This window comes from Methanobrevibacter boviskoreani JH1 (assembly GCF_000320505.1).
GTDB lineage: Archaea > Methanobacteriota > Methanobacteria > Methanobacteriales > Methanobacteriaceae > Methanarmilla > Methanarmilla boviskoreani.
Map to the genome: position 1 here is coordinate 101,540 of NZ_BAGX02000007.1, position 19,397 is coordinate 120,936.

A 19,397-nucleotide genomic window follows, 5' to 3' on the forward strand; every position below is an offset into this window, starting at 1 on the left:
TATAAATGAAACACGGATAATGATACAAATATCGTTATTAATTTTAAATATTAAAATATTGTCTCTATATTTAGAATTTGTTGTTGGATTAGGCCCGTCCAATAATAAATTTTCATTAAGATAAGTAATCTTCAATTACTTATCTTTTTTTTATCAATTGAAATCATTTATCTTTTTTTAATAAATTTGCAGCTGTATATTAATTTTCAAGAAAACTTTTTTTAAAAATAGTAAGCTTTATATAGTACCATAACCTATATAACTATAGTTATAATATAACAGGAGTTATATTTTTAAATTAATTTTTAACTTATAAAAAACTTTTGTTATTTATATAAAAATAAAAATCATTAAATAATTTTATTAATAAGAGGAGGAGTTTTATATGGTATATATGGATAATTCAGCAACTTCACCTGTTGATTCAGAAGTTTTTGAAGAAATGAAACCATTCTTTGTAGAGAATTTTGGAAATGCTTCTACATTATATGAAATAGGTAGGGTTTCTCAAAGAGCTGTTGCAAAGGCTCGTCAACAAGTTGCAGATTTAATTAATGCTGATACAAGAGAAATTATATTTACTAGTGGAGGTTCAGAATCCGATAACTTTGCAATTAAAGGAATTGCTTTAAGGGAAAGGTCCAAACATCCAGAAAAGAATCATATTATCACAAGTCAAATTGAACACCCTGCAGTATTAGAGACTTGTCGATACTTGGAAAAATGGGGATTTGAAGTCACCTACCTGCCAGTAGGACCTACCGGTTTAGTTGACCCTGAAGATCTTGAAAACGCTATTAAAGATGAAACATTCCTTGTAACAATTATGCATGCAAACAATGAAATCGGTACAATAGAGCCTATCGAAAAGTTAGGAGAAATTGCACATAAACATAATGTTTTATTCCATACCGATGCAGTTCAAAGTGCAGGTAAAGTACCGATAGATGTTAAAAAACAGAATATTGATTTACTTTCAATAAGTTCACATAAATTATATGGACCTAAAGGTGTAGGTGCATTATACATTAGGAAAGGTGTTAAAATTGATCCTTTAATCCATGGTGGTGGTCAGGAAAGAAAACTTAGAGCTGGAACAGAAAATGTTGCAGGAATTGTAGGATTCGGTAAGGCATGTGAAATTGCACAGAGGGACATGGAGAAAAATACCGCTAAGTTAACTGAAATCAGAGATGCTATTATCAAAAGGGTTCTTGAAGAGGTACCTGAATCCTATGTAAATGGTGACTTGGAACATAGGTTAGCTAACAATGTTCATTTAAGATTCTCTGGAATTGAAGGTGAATCATTATTATTAAGACTTGATGCTAAAGGAATTCAAGTAGCAACAGGTTCCGCATGTTCATCTCAAAAATTAGAACCATCACATGTTTTAACAGCTATCGGTTTAGAACCGGCATTAGCTCATGGATCTTTAAGATTGTCTTTAGGTGTTGAAAACAGTATTGATGATGTTGATTATGTTGTAGATTCCATTAAGGAAGTAGTTGACGGTCTTAGAAAAATGTCTCCTTTATGGGACTATACCAATCAGAAATATATTGAAATTAACAAAGAAGATGTATATTAAATTTGTGAAATTGAAAAGAAAGAATCTATTAATTTAATTTAAGTATTTATAGAAAATGAAGGTGAGTTTATGGAAGAATATACAGATAAAGTTTTAGATCATTTTGCACATCCAAGAAATACAGGAGTTATTGAAGATGCAAGTGGGGAAGCTACAGTTGGAAACCCTACTTGTGGAGATTTAATGACATTCTATATTGATGTTGATGACAATGATGTAATTAGGGATGTTAAATTTAAAACATTTGGTTGTGGTGCAGCTATTGCAACAAGTAGTATGATTACTGAACTTGCAATTGGTAAGACTGTTGATGAGGCTTATAATATTACAAGAAAAGATGTTGCTGATGAGTTAGAAGGTTTACCTCCAATTAAGATGCATTGTTCAAATTTAGCAAGTGACGCATTACGTGCTGCAATCGAAGATTACAGAAAAAAACAAGATAATACATAATTTATGTATTATTAATTCTTTTTTACAATAAATTATTCTAATATTTTTTCTATGTCAACTACATGGGAAAATATTATTTTTTTATTTAGTTTAATGTAATTCTAAACAGATTATCAATCTATAAACTTTACTCTTAACTTATTCATCTGTTTGGTTTTACATCTTATGGTCAAAGTTAGATTAAAAATTCAATTTATCACTTTAATACCTACTCTACTTTGACCACTTAATCTATACTTTTTTTAAATCGTTTGTATATATTGATTTTTAAATATTATAAAATAAGATTCTTATTATCTTTTAAAATTACTTGGCTGTTTTTTAACTTTTATGTGTTCTAAAATAAGATGTTTGTATATAATCTGCTAATTTTTAAACTGGTTATTTAAATTTTTAACTAGTAACTACAATATTTAACATATGCTTTAATGGTTTTAATCAATAAATCTATGGGAGATTTAGATAATAGTTTAATAAAGTTTAAAAATATCATTACTAAATCTTCCAGGAATGGTTCTTCTTTTCATTTTGGATATATAGGATTTACTTGGATTTTTATAATCAACATCAATTACCATCCCGTCAGTGGCAGCTATTGTTTTAACTCCAGTTTCTTTTTTAATTTCCTGAGCCTCTTTAATGGGATTATTCTTTAACATTTTAAATCCGAAGTGGGTCATTATAGCAAGTTTCGGTTTAATCTCCAATATTAAATCCTTAAAGTTTTTACTACACATATGGCCCTTAAGACCTTTAGTGCCCGGTCTAAGTATACTTCCGATTAGAACATCGGCGCCTTTATGGTAATCTTTAAGCTCTTCAAAATATCTTGTATCAGAGGTGTAGGAGATTGTGATGTTTTCTGTTTTTAATTGAAAACCAACTCCAAACGGGTCACCATGTATTGTTTTGGTTCCAGTTAAACTAAACTTTTCAAGATCTATTTCCTTATTTTCCTCTAGAATGTATGTTTTAGAATTGCTTTTGTGGTAATTTGAGATACTTGGTCCCCACTGATCAACTCCTTCCATTACACTTTTACTTCCAATAATGTTGCCCCTCTTTTTAGTCATTCCTTTGGTCATTGCTTCAATTAATATTTCGGCATCATTATAATGGTCGGTATGGCAATGGGAAATAAATACTCCATCTAAATTACTTGGATTAATTCCAAATTCTAAACTTCTTAAAAGACCCCCTGGGCCTGGATCGACGTGAAGATTAAAACCACTAATATTATCTATTCTAAATCCTCCGGTCATTCTTTTTTGGCTGATTGTAGCAAATCTTCCGCCTCCAGTACCTAAAAATGTAATTCTCATATTTATTCCTACTATTTGTTATAAACTTTAATTTGAAAGATGAATTCATTCGTTACATAAGATAATTCCACAGTTTAAAGGGATGTTATTTTTATCAATACATAAATTTTCGTTTTTAATAACCACTTTATCATTAACCTTTGCATAGGAAGATACATCTGCCTCTTTGATTTCATTACCTTCTGTATCCTTATCTAAAAACATAATGACTTCCTCATTTGATCCTGCTACCTTTTTTAAATTTGTATCATATGCATTGACCTTATCTGTTAATTTTACATTTAACATTTTACCTTCTATCTTACTGATATATCCAATTGTTCCTTTGTTGATGATTTTATTTGCAACTTCAATGCTTTCCCTTTGTTCTTCTAAATCCTCTGCAAGTTTTTGTCTATATTTTTCTAAAACTTTTATATCCCTGGTTTCAGTTTCATCTAAATATTTTTGGGCAGTGGTTTTAGTGAGTTTTGAATCTTTTCCAATTATCACATCAATATTCTTACCTACGGAAGGTGTTTTCTCAGCTATTTCCTTAATAATTTCCTCAAAAATATCACCGGTATATTTTAAACTAATACTTGATTTCCATCTTTGTTTAATTAAGGAGTTAGCCATTTGTTTAGCTATTTTGTTACCAAATATGATAATTCCACTGCTGCCTGTTTCCTTGTTTTTTAATTCGGAGCCTATCAATTCAATTATTTGATAACCATTAGTAGTACCATATATTCTTCTTCTCCTGACCTCCCTGGTTGTTTTTGAAGAAACTTCACCCATTACAGCATTACCGATGCTTTTTATTTTTTTGGCATCATCACTGATCTTTAAGTCAATCCCTAATTTAGCCGCTTCCTTATATAATTCCTCATCATTTCTAATGTTTCCTGAATATAATTCCTCTTCTAATTTTTCTCTATTGTCTTTATCACCAAAATAAGCTATTCTTCTTTTATCACTTGCCATTACGCAACCTTTTCTACCAATATATGCTATAATAATACTCATGAAAACACCCTAATTTTTTTTAAAAAAATAATATTCGATTTTAATTTAATAAAAACAATTAATTATCTATATATGTTTTTTATTATTATTATAAATTGTTGTAATTATTCTAATTATAATTTATAAACTTTAGAAATATATTTGTTTGATAATATACGAATATTTTTTTTATAGGCTTTTAATTGATTATATTTTTATTAAATTCTTAAGAATTACTATCCTTTTCTTATTAATATTATTATTACTTGGTTTTGAACTATTTAGCCAATTTTAGTTTATTTTTTCATTTTAATAAATTATATATTATAGATGAAACATAGATATTATTGTGATTAAATCACATTTTTGAATAATCGGAAGTGAACGAATATGACAGAATTAAATCAAGTATATAGATGTAATCTTTGTGGAAATATTGTAATTGTAGCTGATCCTAATGGTGGAACTTTAAGTTGCTGTGGTCAAGAAATGGAATTATTAGTTCCTGAACAAAAAGAAGAAGGTGGAGCTAAACATATACCTGTTATTACCAAGGTTGATGAAGGTATTAATGTAAAACTTGGTGAAGTTCCACATCCAATGGAGGAAGACCACTACATTAAATTCATTTTATTAACTGATGGTGAACAAATATTCAGAGCAAACTTAAAACCTGGTGATGCACCTGAAGCTACTTTCAAAGTAACAGGTGATGCAGCAGATTATACAGCTTGCGCTTACTGTAATAAACATGGTCTCTGGCCATCAAACTAAATTAGTTATTAATTAAATTTAACATTTTTATATTTTAATTTAATTTCCTATTTTTTTTTTAACCTTAAGGATTTTTAAAGTCTTATTTTAGTTTTAACATTTTAAGAATTATTATTTTAAGTTAAAATTAAGTATATCTCTTGTTGTATTTTTTTTTAATAGGTTATTGAGATTTTTAATATTAAATTAATTATTTTATAAATCCTCTATTTTATTTCTAAAATTTTTATTTAACATAAACTATAATATAAATATCGGATATATATCTAAATGTTAAATAGTGGATATTTAAAAAATGAAGTTATTTTAAAAATTTAATGTCTAAGTGAAAAATATGAAAACTAAATGTCCAGAGTGTAAAGGAAAAGGGACTATTGTTATAGATTATAAAGAATGTGATGCCTGTGGAGGATCAGGGTATGAAGATACAATTGACCTTGGTGATCACTTTAAAGGAATAAATAGTCGGGCTAAATCAAAATTTGACTTAGATGGTGCCGAGGATATACCTTGTGAGGTTTGCCATGGTAAAGGACAAATCGAGATTAAAGAGAAATGTGATAAGTGTAATGGAACAGGGTATATTAACATATGTAAATCTTGTGGTAAAGTTTTGAAATCAAATAAAGAATATTGTGATGTTTGTATGAAAGAAATAAAAGTTAATAAATCTAAAAATAATGATAAAAATAATAAGAAGGATATCATTGTCTATACATTAGATCCTTTATGTGAGATGAGTGACTTAAAAGTAGGTAATTTCTATCAGGGTAAAATTACGAAGGTTGCTAAATTCGGTGTTTTCGTTAGTTTGAATAACCAGGTTTGGGGTTTAATGAGAACTGGTAAATCCGGATATAAGGTAGGACAAATTATTAATGTTAAGGTTACAGAAATTAAAACCCGTAAACATGAAGTGGATATGGGTCCGGTATCATTTACGAATTATACCCTTAAGAAACTTAAGAAGGATATTGAAAGAACTAAAATATCATCACTTGGTGATGATTTAATGGGTAAGGTTGTTAAAATCCAAGGTTTGGCAGCTCAAATCCAACAGACATCTGGACCAACCATATTTACAATTACGGATGAAACAGGTACTACTTATGTTGCTGCTTTCCAGGAGGCAGGTGTCAGGGCATATCCTGAGATTGATGTTGAGGATATGGTCGAGGTTGTTGGAGAAGTTAATAAACATGACGGTGATGTTCAAATAGAGGCTGAGACTATCGAAAAGCTTCAAGGCGAATCTAAAGACGAATTATATAATTTAATCGATCAGGCTTTAGACGAAAAAGCTCAAGTTGAATTTAACGGGTTTTTAGTTCAATCCGAAGTTTTGGATAAACTTAAACCTAAAATGTTAGATGCAGCTAAAAGGATTAGAAGGGCAATTCTTGATGGTAGAACTATTCTTTTGAGACATCATGCAGATGCGGATGGTATCTGTTCTGGTGTTGCAATGGAAAAGGCTGTTGTACCTCTTATTGAAAAGGTAAATCCCGATAGTGATGCAAAATATCATTACTTTAAAAGATCTCCTTCAAAGGCTCCATTTTATGAACTTGAGGATGTTGTAAAGGATTTATCATTCGCGCTTGAAGATCTGGATAGACATGGTCAGAAATTACCACTTCTTGTAATGTTGGATAATGGTTCTACAGAGGAGGATATTGTGGCACTTATGCAGACTAAAATTTATGATATTGAAGTAGTTGTAATAGACCATCATTCTCCTGGTGATGTGGTGGACGGTCGCGTTGCTGTTGATGATTATGTTGATATGCATGTAAACCCTTATCTTGTTGGTGGAGACTCTCAGATAACTGCAGGTGCACTTGCAACAGAGGTTGCTTGTTTAATCAATCCGGATGTTAAAGATGAAATCAAACATTTACCTGCTATTGCCGTAACCGGTGACCGTGCCGAATGTGATGAGGTTGATCAATACATAAAAATTGCGGAGGATGAAGGTTACAGTAAAGAGGATCTTAAAAAGATTGCAGAGTGTACTGACTTTGAGGCTTATTTCTTAAGGTTCATGAATGGAAGGGGTATTATTGATACCATTTTGGATGTTGACAATAAAGATAAACATGACGCAATGATAGATGCTTTATATAAGGAATATGAAAAACGTGTTGATACCCAACTTAAAGCTACCCTTCCTAACGTTAAAAAGATTAAATTCGATAACGGCATTTACTTTAATCTGATTGATGTTGAGAAATTTGCACATAAATTCACATTTCCAGCACCAGGTAAAACCTGTGGATTTGTTCATGACAGTTTAATTAAGGAAATTGGTGAGGATAAACCTGTCGTGACCTTAGGTCATGGACCTGACTTCGGTGTTATAAGGGCAACCGATGCAGTTAATGGAAACTATGGATTTGATATTAATCAAATTATCGATGAACTTATAGATCAGTTACCTCATGCTGGTATTGACGGTGGAGGACATGAATGTGCAGGTTCAATAAAATTCATTGAAGGTTTTTCAAAAGAAGTTTTAACTGGATTTTTAGAAGAAGTTAAGAAAATGAATTTAAATTAAATTTAATTTTTTCATTTAATTTAATCAATTTTCTATTTTGCTATGATTTTTTTCATTATATCTATTGATTTGATATTTTTTTTATCTGCTTTTTTTTTATTGTTTCACATGTTTTTTCTGTTGTTTGCATTGTTTGTTTAACTTTTATATCTTGATTTTTTCATTGTTTTACAGTCATGTTTTTTCTTTATTTAATATGTTCATATATTTTGCTTTCTTTATTTTTTAAGATTCTTTTTATAATTATTTGAATAATTAAAAGTTAATATTTGTTTTAATGCTATTTTTTACACTATTTATCTTAATATATTACGTTTAAACATTGACAATACTTTTTGTAAATAATTTTTTGTAATGAAAATATAATATTAAATCGTTATATTTATATATGTGAATATATTAATTTATAATTGTGTTTAGAAATATGAAGTTAGAAAATATTCTTGCATTCAATTATTAAAATTTAAACCCTATATGTCGTAAAAAAAATTTTCTTATATTTCCTAACTTTTATATTTCATAACCGGTTTCGATCATTGATAATAAATAAGAAACTAAATTTTAATCTTTATTGAGTTTATGTTAATTATTTTTATCATTTAATTGACTTTTAAAAGAAGTTTAAATATAGCATAAAATTATAAGAATTGAATTAATAAAATCATTAGGACTTTTAAAATGAGATTGGATTGAAATATTTTTTTTAATTTATTATATAAGGGGATGATAATACGGGTTTGAAGATTATGGTTCTTAATGGTTCACCAAGGCCTAAAGGAAATACTTCTACCTTAGTGAAACATTTTAAGGAAGGAGCGGAAGAATCTGGAAATGAGGTAACGGTCTTTAATTTAGATTCTATGAATATTTCTGGATGTAAAGGCTGTTTCGGTGGAAATATTAAAGATTCCAATAGTCCTTGTGTTCAAAAAGATGATATGGATAAAATTTATCCGGTTTATAAAGATGCAGATATTGTAGTATTAGCTTCTCCATTATATTACTGGAATTTATCAGGACAACTAAGAACGGCATTTGACCGTTTATTTGCAGTTGAAGAAACTGTTCCAAATTGGAGGTCACATGAAAAAGGAGCCATTTTATTAATGGCTGCTGGGGGAGATGCTTTTGATATAGCTGTCCAATATTATAAAACTCTACTTGAACACTTAAATTGGAAAAACTTAGGAATAATTTTAGCAGGTGGTGTTAATAATATAGGTGATATTGAAGGTAGTAATAAATTAAATGAAGCAAAAGAATTAGGTGCTTCATTAAAATAGTTCAATTGAAAATTCTTTTAAGAATTTTTCATCTCAATTAAAAAATTAGTTCTAGAAAAACAGATTAAATTAATTTTAAAACAATTAATATTTTATTTAAGTTAAAAATATATTCTTCTTCGTTAATTTTTAACTAATAATTTTAATCATTAAATAGGTATGTGACAATAATTAGATTTTAATTATTAAATAAAAGGTTAATATGTTTAAAATTATTTTAATCTTAAAAATAGTAAATTGACTTTATTAGAAACGCCTTTTAAATGTATGTAAGTTAGAAGATAAAAATATTTTAATATGTCCTATATATCCTTATCATTCTTTTAGTTTACATATATTTAATTAATATTCTTGTTTTGGCTGTTTATGGTAGTTTGTTTGTTTTTTGCATGGTTTATGTATTTTTTATCTTTTTTTTTGAATGGTATGTCGTTTATATTTTTTTATATTTTTTTTTATTGAGACTACTTATTCATGGTTTTTTCAATATTGTTTGGATGTATAAAACCAGATCTTATCATATGGTCTGCTAAAACCATGGCTATTGAGGATTCGCTAACAGTTGTAATACGTGGACATATGCATGGATCATGACGTCCCTTTATATTGATTATGCAATTCTCTTTCTTTTCATAATCAATAGTTTCCTGGTCTATGGATATGGAAGGTGTAGGTTTAACTGCAATTCTTGTGATTATTGGCATTCCATTAGATATTCCTCCGAGAATTCCCCCTGAACTATTGGTTTTTGTATATACCTTTCCGTCTTCATAATAGAATTCATCATTGATTTCTGAGGCTGATGCCCTTGCAACATCAAAACCAAAACCGACCTCAACTCCTTTAACTGCGCCTATGTTCATTAGGGACTGTGCAATATCCCCATCAAGTTTACCGAATACCGGTTCACCTATTCCTGCAGGGACATTGGTAGCTATTGTTTCAACTATGCCTCCAACGGAATCTCCTTCGGCTTTTTTTGATAGGATTAATTCTTCCATAGCTTTTGCAGCATCTTGGTCTCCACATCTTACAGGGTTTAACTCAACTTCCTTTTCAATCTCATCAATATCTGTACTGTGTGCTAAGATATCTCCAATTTGAACTACATGGGATATTACTTTAATTCCATATGTGTCTTTAAGTAGTTTTTTAGCTATTGCTCCACCAATTACATGTCCAATGGTTACTCTTCCACTTCCACGGCCTCCACCATTATAGTTATAATTTCCGTATTTCATTCTCCAGCCATAATCCCCGTGTCCTGGTCGTGGTGTGTTTTTAATGTTTTCATAGTCTTTTGATCTTTGATTGTTATTGTAAACTACTCCACATATAGGTGTCCCATCAGTTTTACCATTGAAAACTCCAGACAATAATTCAATTTTATCTGATTCTTTACGTGGGCTTGTTATTTTACTTGTTCCAGGTTTTCTTTTGTTTAATTCCTTTTGAATATCCTCTTCACTTAATTCAAGATTAGCTGGACAACCATCAACTATTGCTCCAATAGCTTTTCCATGACTGGTTCCGAAACTAGTAGTTGTAAATATTTTTCCAGTTGTATTTGACATGTTATACCTTTTTGAATATTTTAATAATTTTGAGAAAATAATTGTTTTTTATAATATATTATATAATTAATATTTATAAAATTCTTATTAAAATTTTTATATTTTTTAAATAATCTTTTTAGCTTTATTTTACCGATTTAATATTTAATTATCGTTATTTTTTAAAAATAAATATTTCTTCTGATTTTAATTTTGCCATATTGATCTAAAACCACTAACTTTTCATTTATATTGCTTTGGTGTTTTTAATGGTTTTATTTAATATAGGTATCTTCTCATGAATTTTAACGGATTTTTATATGGATAATTTATTTTGAAATCATCGGATAATTTTAAACAAATATTAAAATATTGTATTTTTTTTATAATTTGGCTGTTTTTTTCATATTTTAAATGAATTTTGTATAAAATAATTAATTTTTTTAAATCATTAACTTTATATATGATTATTGTGTTATATAATATTGAGTTTAAAATATATTGGATTTTTACTAAACACGTTATTCATTTCTTTTTTACTCCTTATTCATCGAACCTATGTTTTTTTCCAATATTTTTTAAACTCCATTTGATTTACGCTTTTTTATTTTTTTAAGTTTAATGCTTCTTTTAATTTATTGATTAATTAATATTTTTTAATTCTTAAACTAACCTGATTTATTTTATTTTTCTAAAAATCACTTTTTTAACTTATTAATTCATTAATATTCTTGATTTTTAAAATAATTTATTCTCCTTATTCTTTTTTATTCTATTAAATTATATATTATAATAACTTATTCAAATTCAAATTATTTTTAACTTCTAATTTCATATTAAACTTTTATAAAAATTTTACAATATAAAAGAATACTTTTATAAATGTTAAAATTATACTCATAAATGACAGATAAAAATTATTAATAAATTATCTAGGATGTTCTTATGGGAAAAAGTAGATATAAATTAAATGAAATTTATGAGAAATTGCTTGACGCATATTCTTATCAAGGATGGTGGCCTATAATAAATTATAAAGGTGAAACTCCTAATAAAAAAGGTTCAATAAAAGGTTATCACCCAAATGACTATGACTTTCCAAGAGATAATAATGAGCAGTTTGAAATTATCATTGGAACTATACTTACTCAGAATACCTCATGGCTATCTGTTGAGAAATCTTTAAATAATTTAAATAAAATCATTGATTTTACTGAGGGTAATTTATCTTTAAAATTCAAAGAATTATTGGAAACGGAAGAAGACCTTGTTAAAAATGCCATTAAACCTGCAGGTTATTATAATCAGAAATTTGTTTATCTAAAAAATATCACTGATTTTTATATTAGCTTGGATGGAAGGAAGCCTGGAAGATCCGAAGTTTTAAGTGTAAAGGGAGTAGGTAATGAAACCGCAGACTCTATTCTATTATATGCCTATGGTATGCATGAATTTGTTGTAGATACATATACTAGAAGAATATTTGTAAATCTAAATTATATTGATAAGAAGGATTCCTATATTAAAATTAAGAAATTTTTCCAACATAATTTTAATGGTGGGGTTAACGAATATCAGGAGTTTCATGGTTTGATTGTGGAACATGCAAAACATTATTATTCTAAAAAGCCATATGGTGTTGATGACAAACTTTTAGAGGAATATAAACTCATTTAATCTTAAATTATAATTTCTTTATAGTTTATATATTTAGATTAAACTATCAAATATTATAACGTGATTTTGCTATTTTAAACTGTTTTTCATATTCCAATAGTTAAACCGTAAACTCTAGACATTCTATACACTCATTTCCTATTTTAAACATTTCTATTAACTTGTTTTACTATTTTAACTATTACTTCATGTGTTTACTGTTTTTTTATTTTAATTAATAGTTTAATCATTATCTTAATCAATAATTCCAGTTCCTTTTATTTTGCAATAAATTTTATATTGTCTCTATTTAAACTAAATTCAACTTAATATTTTGGATATGAACCGGCTATATTCATCTATTTGTTGAAAGTTTTTAAATCTTTACTAATTTTTAAACTGAAGATTCTTAAAAGTAAAATTATATTATATTTAAAAATTATATTAATTTTATATAAGATTGAAGTGAATTTAGTTGAATTTCAAGTGTAAAATTTATTGGATGAAAAATTTTTTATTTGTTGAAATTTTTTTTATAAGATTTATATTTTTGATTTATTTATTTTTAATTTTGTATAGATTTTTATATTAAATCTTATTAAATTTTCAATAATCTTTTAAAGTTTTACATGCTTATCTATTAATTATAAGTTATAAGTGCTCATTTATAACAAAAGATTTTAATAGGAATTATAATAAATTTTCAAGGTTAATTTAGCTTTTATATGTGAATTGCTGATTAATTTATTTTGTTTGGTCAAATTAAATGATGATATTTCTTTAAAATATTTAATTTCCATAATTATTTACACTTGAAATGTAAGACTAATTTTAAATAATTTTACACTTGAAACTTATCACTTAAATAAAATAAACTTTTTAAAATTCCGGTGATGAAATGGATTATCCAACTGTAAGAATGAGAAGACTTAGGAAGAATAGTAATATTCGTGATATTGTAAGAGAAACTAAACTAAATAAAGAAGATTTAATCTATCCTATTTATTTTAAGGAAGGTTTAAAGAAAGGTGAAAAGGAAGAAATATCCACAATGCCAGGACAATTCAGATATTCAATAGAGGATGGAGTGGAATATGCCAAGGAATTAGAATCAAAAGGACTTAGATCAATTATTGTATTTGGTATTCCTTTAGAGGAAACCAAGGATCCTGTTGGTTCACCTGCTTTTATGGAAAATGGTATTGTTCAAACAGCTATTAAGGCATTGAAGAAAGAAACAAATCTAGTTATTATTGGTGATGTATGTCTATGCCAATACACTTCCCATGGTCATTGTGGTTTAATCCAGGAATATGATAAAGGGGATATAAATGATACTACTGATGATGGAGTTAAAATATTGAATGATCCTTCACTTAAATATCTTGCAAAAACAGCTGTATCACAAGCTAAGGCTGGAGCTGATATTGTTGCTCCATCTGATATGATGGACGGTAGAGTGGAGGCTATAAGAAATGCTTTGGATGAGGAAGGTTACGAGGATGTCATGATCATGTCCTATTCTGCCAAATTCGCATCTTCATTCTATGCACCATTTAGGGATGCTGCCGATTCCGCTCCAGGTAAAGGTAATAGGAAATCTTATCAAATGGACCCTGCTAATGGTCGTGAAGCTATTCGTGAATGTGAACTTGATGTAGTTGAAGGTGCAGATATGTTGATGGTTAAACCGGCATTGCCTTATCTTGATGTTATAAAAACAGTTAAAGAGGATTTCAATCTTCCACTTGTAAGCTATAATGTAAGTGGGGAATATTCTATGATTATGGCTGCTATAGATAAAGGTTATTTAACTGAGGATTCAATCATGGAATCTTTAGTATCAATTAAAAGAGCCGGAGCAGATTTGATTATCACCTACTTTGCACCATACCTACTAGATCATTTATAAAAACAATGTTTCCAGTCTTTATTATTGTTTTTAAATGTTCTACAGGAATTTTCAAAATTATATTAAGTTTAATTCTTTTCTATTTTTTAAAATTTTTAATTTAGCCTATTTAAAAATTATATAATATGAAATTTAATAGATATAGTAAATAATTATTATCTTTAAAAAAATAAATGTTTAAGGAATTGTTATGATTAAGCCAGAACAAATTGGAAAAATAGTTCAGATAGCATCTGCACTTGAAGTTAGTGGTTATCCAAAACCTGGAAATGTTCATAGGACTCGTGATTTTGATGATATGGTCTTCGAAGACTTTATTATAAGTGGTATTGTAATAGGGGATATATTCACTGAACTTGCAGAAAGAACTATTGAAAATAAAGAAAATCTATCTGAGATAGCATTAGGTAAAACAATTTTGGATGCTGTAAGTGAAACTGATAACTGGGTTGAAAACAATACAAATCTTGGAATTGTAATGATGACTTCTGTTTTGGCAGCCGCTGCTGCATTAAGTGAGGATTTAACCAGTCTTAGATTGAATGTTGAAAAGGTGATGAATGCAACTACAGTTCAAGATGCTCTTGATTTATATGATGCAATAAATCTGGCCTCTGCAGGTGGAATGGGAAGTCAGGGGGAATATGATGTAAATGATGATAGTGCTAAACAGGAATTAATTGCCAATCGTCAAACTATGTTTAAAGTTTTAAAGATATCTGCTGGTTGGGATGATTTGGCCTGTGAAATGACTACTGGCATGCCTATTGTATTTACTGTCGGATATCCAACATATGCTGATTTAAGAAGAACCCATTCAATGAATTATGCGTCAGTTTTAACATTTTTAACAATTTTATCAAAATTCCCAGATACTTTGATATGCCGTAAATATGGAAAGGAAATGGGTCAAAAAGTTTCAGACAGGGTTTCTGAAGTTTTAAAACATAAAGATGATGATAATTTCCATGATGTCTTAGTTGAACTTGATGATAATCTGTTTGAAAATCATTTAAACCCAGGTACCTCTGCGGATTTAACCGCTGCAAGTATTATGGTCTATTATTTGGTAAAAGAATTTGAAAAAAAAAATAATTATTAATTCTTAAATTTCATTAATAGTTTATTTTTTCCTTTTTTTAATTGAATTTATATTTTTTTTTATTTAAATTTATGGAATTAAGATTTTCAACTATTTTTATTTTTCTTATTTAGTTAATTAAGATTTATAAATATTATTTACGGAGTTAAGATTTTCAACTATTTTTCTTATTTGGAAAATTAGGATTTATAAATATTATTTACAGAATTAAGATATTGTACAATATAATAGATATCTTATTATATCTAAATAAATAAAATATTATTATATTTATATTAAATTTAAAATAAGGAGGTTTTTGGATGGAAAGGAATATGTTATTTAGTATAATCGCAGTAATACTTGGTATAATAATTTTAATATTCCCTGCATTTGGTGTTGCGGCAGTTTCCGCTATTATCGGTTTAGCATTTCTATTTGTTGGAATTGTTACCTTGTTGTTTAGTTATCAAACTTCAAGACTTGCTGGTCCTTACAGCACATTAGGAATGATATTGGGTATTTTAATAGCAATATTCGGTTTAATTCTAATATTTGATCCTGCTGTTTTTGTTTTCCTTGCTTCATTCTTTGTTTATATTGCAGGTATAATTTTAATAATTATTGGTATAATGGCTGCACTTGAATCAGTATTGCCTGGAAGTAGATATATGGGTGTAAGCTCAATTGTATTAGGGATTATATACTTCATTTGCGGATACTTTATAGGTGATGCTAGAGTTTTAGGATTCTTAATTGGTTTATGGTTATTAATTACTGGAATTATTGGTATTTCACAAAGTAATTAATATTTATCCATTTTTTCTTTTTTTAATTATTTTTTTTATTGTTCCTGTTTTTCTATATTTAAAAGACTTTGCTTTAACCAATATTTAAATGAGTAATTTTTCGGAATAATTGATTAAATTATTTATATTAAAAAAAATTAATATATAAACAGTAATTTATTATTTTATTTAATAATCTAATTTATCTGTATAAATTAGATATAATTGTATAATTTTTATGAAATCTAAACTTAATCTTGTACTTTATTAAAAATGGATTTTGAAGGTGTTTAATTATGGATAATGAAACATGTAATGTAGAGGGAGATATTGAATTTAATGATTTACCTTCAGATGAAGAATTAGACAAAAAGGCGAATGTATTTAAAGCTATTTCTGATCCAACAAGACTTAAAATATTATATCTACTTAAAGATACTGAGTTATGTCCTTGTCAGATTCAGGATGCTTTAAATAAACCACAACCTACTATATCTCATCACGTGTCTATTTTAAAAAATGCTAATTTAATTAAAGGTCGTAAAGATGGTATTTGGATTTATTTTACCCTTGTAAATAATGACATTATTGAAACTTTAGATTTAATTGTATAGACTTTAATTAATTTGGAAATAAAATATTTAAATGTATTTTTTATAATAAATTCTTCTTCCAGATTTAAACTATGTAAATAAAGATTTTTAGTTTTAAAAATTATTCTAGTAATTTAAATTCTATTTTTAATTTAATAATCAAATATTATATTAGAAAACTTTATTTTTCATAGAATGATGTTTATTGTTGATCTTTTATTTGCATGTTTTACGGAATGTTTGTTGTTTAGTCTTTTTAATATATTTTCTATTTTATTATTAATTTCATGAAATTTTTTATACTATTAAAAAATAATCTAATATTACTATAAATTTTATAATTAATTAAAAGTTATTTTTTAAAAATATTTTATTTAAGAAATACTTTTCATTATTTTTTTTAAAAATAAAGGAGGTTAGAGTGTGTCTGTTGTAGGTAAAGAGGTTATTAAAGCTGTTATTACATTATTAACAACTGCTTTTGCATTAGTTGCAGGTTTAGCTTGGAACAGTGCTATCCAAGAATTGATTAACACATTCCTTGATAAAGGTAGCGCCCTTACAGGACTATTTGTTTATGCTATTATTGTAACTGTGATTGCTGTAGTCGTTACCTTAATTTTAGGTAGATTCGCAGATAAAATGGGAATTGAATTAGAGGAATAAATCTATTTTTATAAATTCAAATTCTATATTTTTTTAATTTTTTAGATAATATTTTTTCTGCTTTTATTTTGATTTTTAATATTTTTTTAAGTTTTCATTGTTTAGTATGGTGCCTACTTAATTTAGTTAAATATATATTTATAAAAGAATATAGTATTATATGTTTATTAGATTAATATTGGAAATTAGGCAGAATACGATTTTTATAGTTGAAAAATACATGAAATATAAAATGGGGTATTGAATGTCCCTTTTTCATAAAAAATTTTATAGTTTTGTTCTATTCCAATATTATAGAAAACATTTGGTTAATATTGATTAAATTTGAATTGGATTTCAAATTAAGTGATTATAATGTATAAAAAAGTTTTATTACCAACTGACGGTTCTGAGTTTGCAGAACAAGAAATATGTAAAGTAAAAAATGTATTAGACCCTGAAGGTGAAGTTGTAATTGTTTCTGTTGCTATGAAAATTAGACCTGCCCAATTCCAATCTAAGGAAAATGTTGCAGAAATCAATAAATCTTTAATTTCTGAATCAGAGGCTTATGCTGAACATATGAAAGTTCAACTTGAAAAAATGGGTGTTAACTCTAAAATTAGAGTTGTTTGTGGTCGTCCAGCAGAAAAGATTGAACAAGTTGCTAGTGAGGAAGGTGTTGATTTAATTATTATTTCCTCATCAGGAAAAACAGGTCTACATAAATTTATTATTGGTAGTGTTGCAGAGAAGGTTCTTTCTATTGCAAAAAGAGATGTATTGCTTGTACATGAATAAAATTTTATAATTTCTTTTTATTTTACCTATTTTTTATATTTTTAATTTTTTCAAAGATATACAAAATTCCATTTTTGTTTAGATATCTTTTAAAATAATTAATTTAAATCCATAATGTCTTTATGTGGTTGTATAAATCTACATAAGTTTTATATGATGTTTAAACTAATTTTTATATTATAGCGTGATTATATGATAGATGCAGATATAGTAGTTATAGGAGCAGGACCTGCAGGATCTATTGCGGCAAAACATGCTGCACTTAGAGGAGCAAAAGTTATTTTAATTGATAAAAAATCTGAAATTGGAACTCCTAAACGTTGCGCAGAAGGTGTATATGATCCTGGTCTTAGACTTTTAGGTATAGAACCAAATCCCCGTTGGATAGCACAGACAATATATGGTGGAGTATTACATTCACCTGATGGGAATAGTATCCAATTTGACGAGGAATTGTTACCAGTATGTGGATATGTGCTAGAGAGAAAGGTATTTGATAAGTATATGGCCATGGATGCCGCACGTGCAGGTGCTGAAATCATGATAAAAACATTTGTCAGTGATTTAAAACGTGAAGGCGACGGTTTTATATTGGACTGTGACTCTTTTGGGGAAAAATTCCAGATTAGAGCAAAAATAGTAATTGGTGCAGATGGACCTGAATCCACTATCGGTATAAAAGCAGGATTGAATAAACACAATTCTAATAAATATATGTTGTCCTGTGCACAGTATGAGATGTGTAATGTTGAGCTACCTCGTGATGATTTGATTCACATATTCCTGGCTGACGAGAATGCCGAAGGAGGATATGCATGGATTTTCACCAAAGGTAATGGGGTTGCAAATGTAGGTCTCGGTATTTCAAGCAATATCAAAGATCTGGATGCTCTTGAATGTTTGGATAACTTCGTTAAAAGCTGTCCATATACTAAAAATGCCCAGCCTGTGGAATTAAATGTTGGTCCCGATTCCCTTGAGGGGCTTAAGGACAATATTTATGGTGACAATATCATGCTTGTAGGTGATGCTGCAGGTCAAATAGATCCAATAGAAGGTGGTGGAATCTTACTTGGAATGTATGGTGGTATGGTTGCAGGAAATGTTGCGGCTTCCGCTATAAAACAAGGCGATTATTCAGCAGATAAGTTAAAAGAGTATTATGAACGATTCAATCAGCTAACTTTAAATTTAGTTCCTAAATTGACTGTTGTACGTGATGTGGTACAATCATTAAACGGTGATGAGTTTAGTAATTTGATTGATGCGGCTTCACAAATTGATTTAACTAATGCCTCAACTAAAGATTATTTGAAGGTCTTATTTAAGATCTCACCAAGAACCAGTCTTAAATTCACTAAACTAATAAAGGTTTTTATTTAAATTTTTAATTTATTA

Annotated in this window: 16 protein-coding genes; 13 read left to right on the plus strand and 3 right to left on the minus strand. The window is 27.9% G+C overall.

The features are described 5' to 3' along the window. Nucleotides 1–385: 385 nt before the first annotated feature. On the plus strand, nt 386–1,591 hold the full coding sequence (gene nifS, locus ON24_RS01130) for a cysteine desulfurase NifS (RefSeq protein WP_040681635.1): 1,206 nt from the start codon (nt 386–388) through the stop codon (nt 1,589–1,591). 69 nt (nt 1,592–1,660) lie between these two features. After that, nucleotides 1,661–2,044: a Fe-S cluster assembly scaffold protein NifU gene (nifU, locus tag ON24_RS01135; RefSeq protein WP_016358765.1), complete on the plus strand. Its 384-nt coding sequence runs from the start codon at nt 1,661–1,663 to the stop codon at nt 2,042–2,044. 470 nt (nt 2,045–2,514) lie between these two features. Here the strand turns inward: nifU and ON24_RS01140 are convergent, their stop codons facing one another. Both ON24_RS01140 and ON24_RS01145 read right to left on the minus strand, forming a co-directional pair. Next, the gene (locus tag ON24_RS01140; protein WP_040681636.1) at nt 2,515–3,366 is read right to left on the minus strand and encodes an MBL fold metallo-hydrolase; all 852 of its coding nucleotides are present in this window, start codon (nt 3,364–3,366) and stop codon (nt 2,515–2,517) included. Between the two features lie 45 nt (nt 3,367–3,411). Beyond that, the gene (locus ON24_RS01145) at nt 3,412–4,374 is read right to left on the minus strand and encodes an MJ0548 connectase family domain-containing protein (RefSeq protein WP_040681637.1); all 963 of its coding nucleotides are present in this window, start codon (nt 4,372–4,374) and stop codon (nt 3,412–3,414) included. Between the two features lie 369 nt (nt 4,375–4,743). Between ON24_RS01145 and ON24_RS01150 the strand changes: the two genes are divergently transcribed. The 3 genes from ON24_RS01150 (at nt 4,744) to ON24_RS01160 (ending at nt 8,970) form a co-directional block, all read left to right on the plus strand. Then, nucleotides 4,744–5,127, plus strand: coding sequence for a desulfoferrodoxin (locus ON24_RS01150; protein WP_016358762.1), 384 nt, complete (start codon nt 4,744–4,746; stop codon nt 5,125–5,127). 334 nt (nt 5,128–5,461) lie between these two features. After that, complete coding sequence (locus tag ON24_RS01155; protein ID WP_040681638.1) at nt 5,462–7,687, plus strand: DHH family phosphoesterase; 2,226 nt, start codon at nt 5,462–5,464, stop codon at nt 7,685–7,687. A gap of 746 nt (nt 7,688–8,433) precedes the next feature. After that, complete coding sequence (locus ON24_RS01160; RefSeq protein WP_040681639.1) at nt 8,434–8,970, plus strand: flavodoxin family protein; 537 nt, start codon at nt 8,434–8,436, stop codon at nt 8,968–8,970. A 464-nt stretch (nt 8,971–9,434) separates the two neighbouring features. Here the strand turns inward: ON24_RS01160 and aroC are convergent, their stop codons facing one another. After that, on the minus strand, nt 9,435–10,544 hold the full coding sequence (aroC, locus tag ON24_RS01165) for a chorismate synthase (protein WP_016358759.1): 1,110 nt from the start codon (nt 10,542–10,544) through the stop codon (nt 9,435–9,437). A 924-nt stretch (nt 10,545–11,468) separates the two neighbouring features. On the opposite strand from aroC, the gene ON24_RS01170 reads away from it, so the two are divergent. The 8 genes from ON24_RS01170 to ON24_RS01205 all read left to right on the plus strand — a co-directional run bounded on the left by ON24_RS01170 (nt 11,469) and on the right by ON24_RS01205 (nt 19,382). Then, the gene (locus ON24_RS01170) at nt 11,469–12,200 is read left to right on the plus strand and encodes an endonuclease III domain-containing protein (RefSeq protein ID WP_016358758.1); all 732 of its coding nucleotides are present in this window, start codon (nt 11,469–11,471) and stop codon (nt 12,198–12,200) included. Nucleotides 12,201–13,077: 877 nt separating this feature from the next. Further along, nucleotides 13,078–14,091, plus strand: coding sequence for a porphobilinogen synthase (gene hemB, locus ON24_RS01175; protein WP_040681640.1), 1,014 nt, complete (start codon nt 13,078–13,080; stop codon nt 14,089–14,091). A gap of 193 nt (nt 14,092–14,284) precedes the next feature. After that, nucleotides 14,285–15,193: a triphosphoribosyl-dephospho-CoA synthase gene (locus ON24_RS01180; RefSeq protein ID WP_152411869.1), complete on the plus strand. Its 909-nt coding sequence runs from the start codon at nt 14,285–14,287 to the stop codon at nt 15,191–15,193. A 302-nt stretch (nt 15,194–15,495) separates the two neighbouring features. Beyond that, nucleotides 15,496–15,981: a DUF308 domain-containing protein gene (locus ON24_RS01185; RefSeq protein ID WP_040681642.1), complete on the plus strand. Its 486-nt coding sequence runs from the start codon at nt 15,496–15,498 to the stop codon at nt 15,979–15,981. Nucleotides 15,982–16,256: 275 nt separating this feature from the next. Further along, a complete protein-coding gene (locus ON24_RS01190; protein WP_016358754.1) occupies nt 16,257–16,574 on the plus strand; it encodes an ArsR/SmtB family transcription factor in 318 nt (105 codons plus the stop codon). A 402-nt stretch (nt 16,575–16,976) separates the two neighbouring features. Continuing rightward, nucleotides 16,977–17,219, plus strand: a complete 243-nt coding sequence (locus tag ON24_RS01195) for a DUF5654 family protein (RefSeq protein WP_016358753.1) — start codon at nt 16,977–16,979, stop codon at nt 17,217–17,219. A 354-nt stretch (nt 17,220–17,573) separates the two neighbouring features. Then, nucleotides 17,574–17,999 carry a universal stress protein gene (locus ON24_RS01200; RefSeq protein ID WP_040681643.1) on the plus strand — a complete coding sequence of 142 codons (426 nt, stop codon included), beginning with the start codon at nt 17,574–17,576 and terminating at the stop codon, nt 17,997–17,999. Nucleotides 18,000–18,191: 192 nt separating this feature from the next. After that, on the plus strand, nt 18,192–19,382 hold the full coding sequence (locus ON24_RS01205) for an NAD(P)/FAD-dependent oxidoreductase (RefSeq protein ID WP_040681644.1): 1,191 nt from the start codon (nt 18,192–18,194) through the stop codon (nt 19,380–19,382). Nucleotides 19,383–19,397 lie beyond the last annotated feature (15 nt).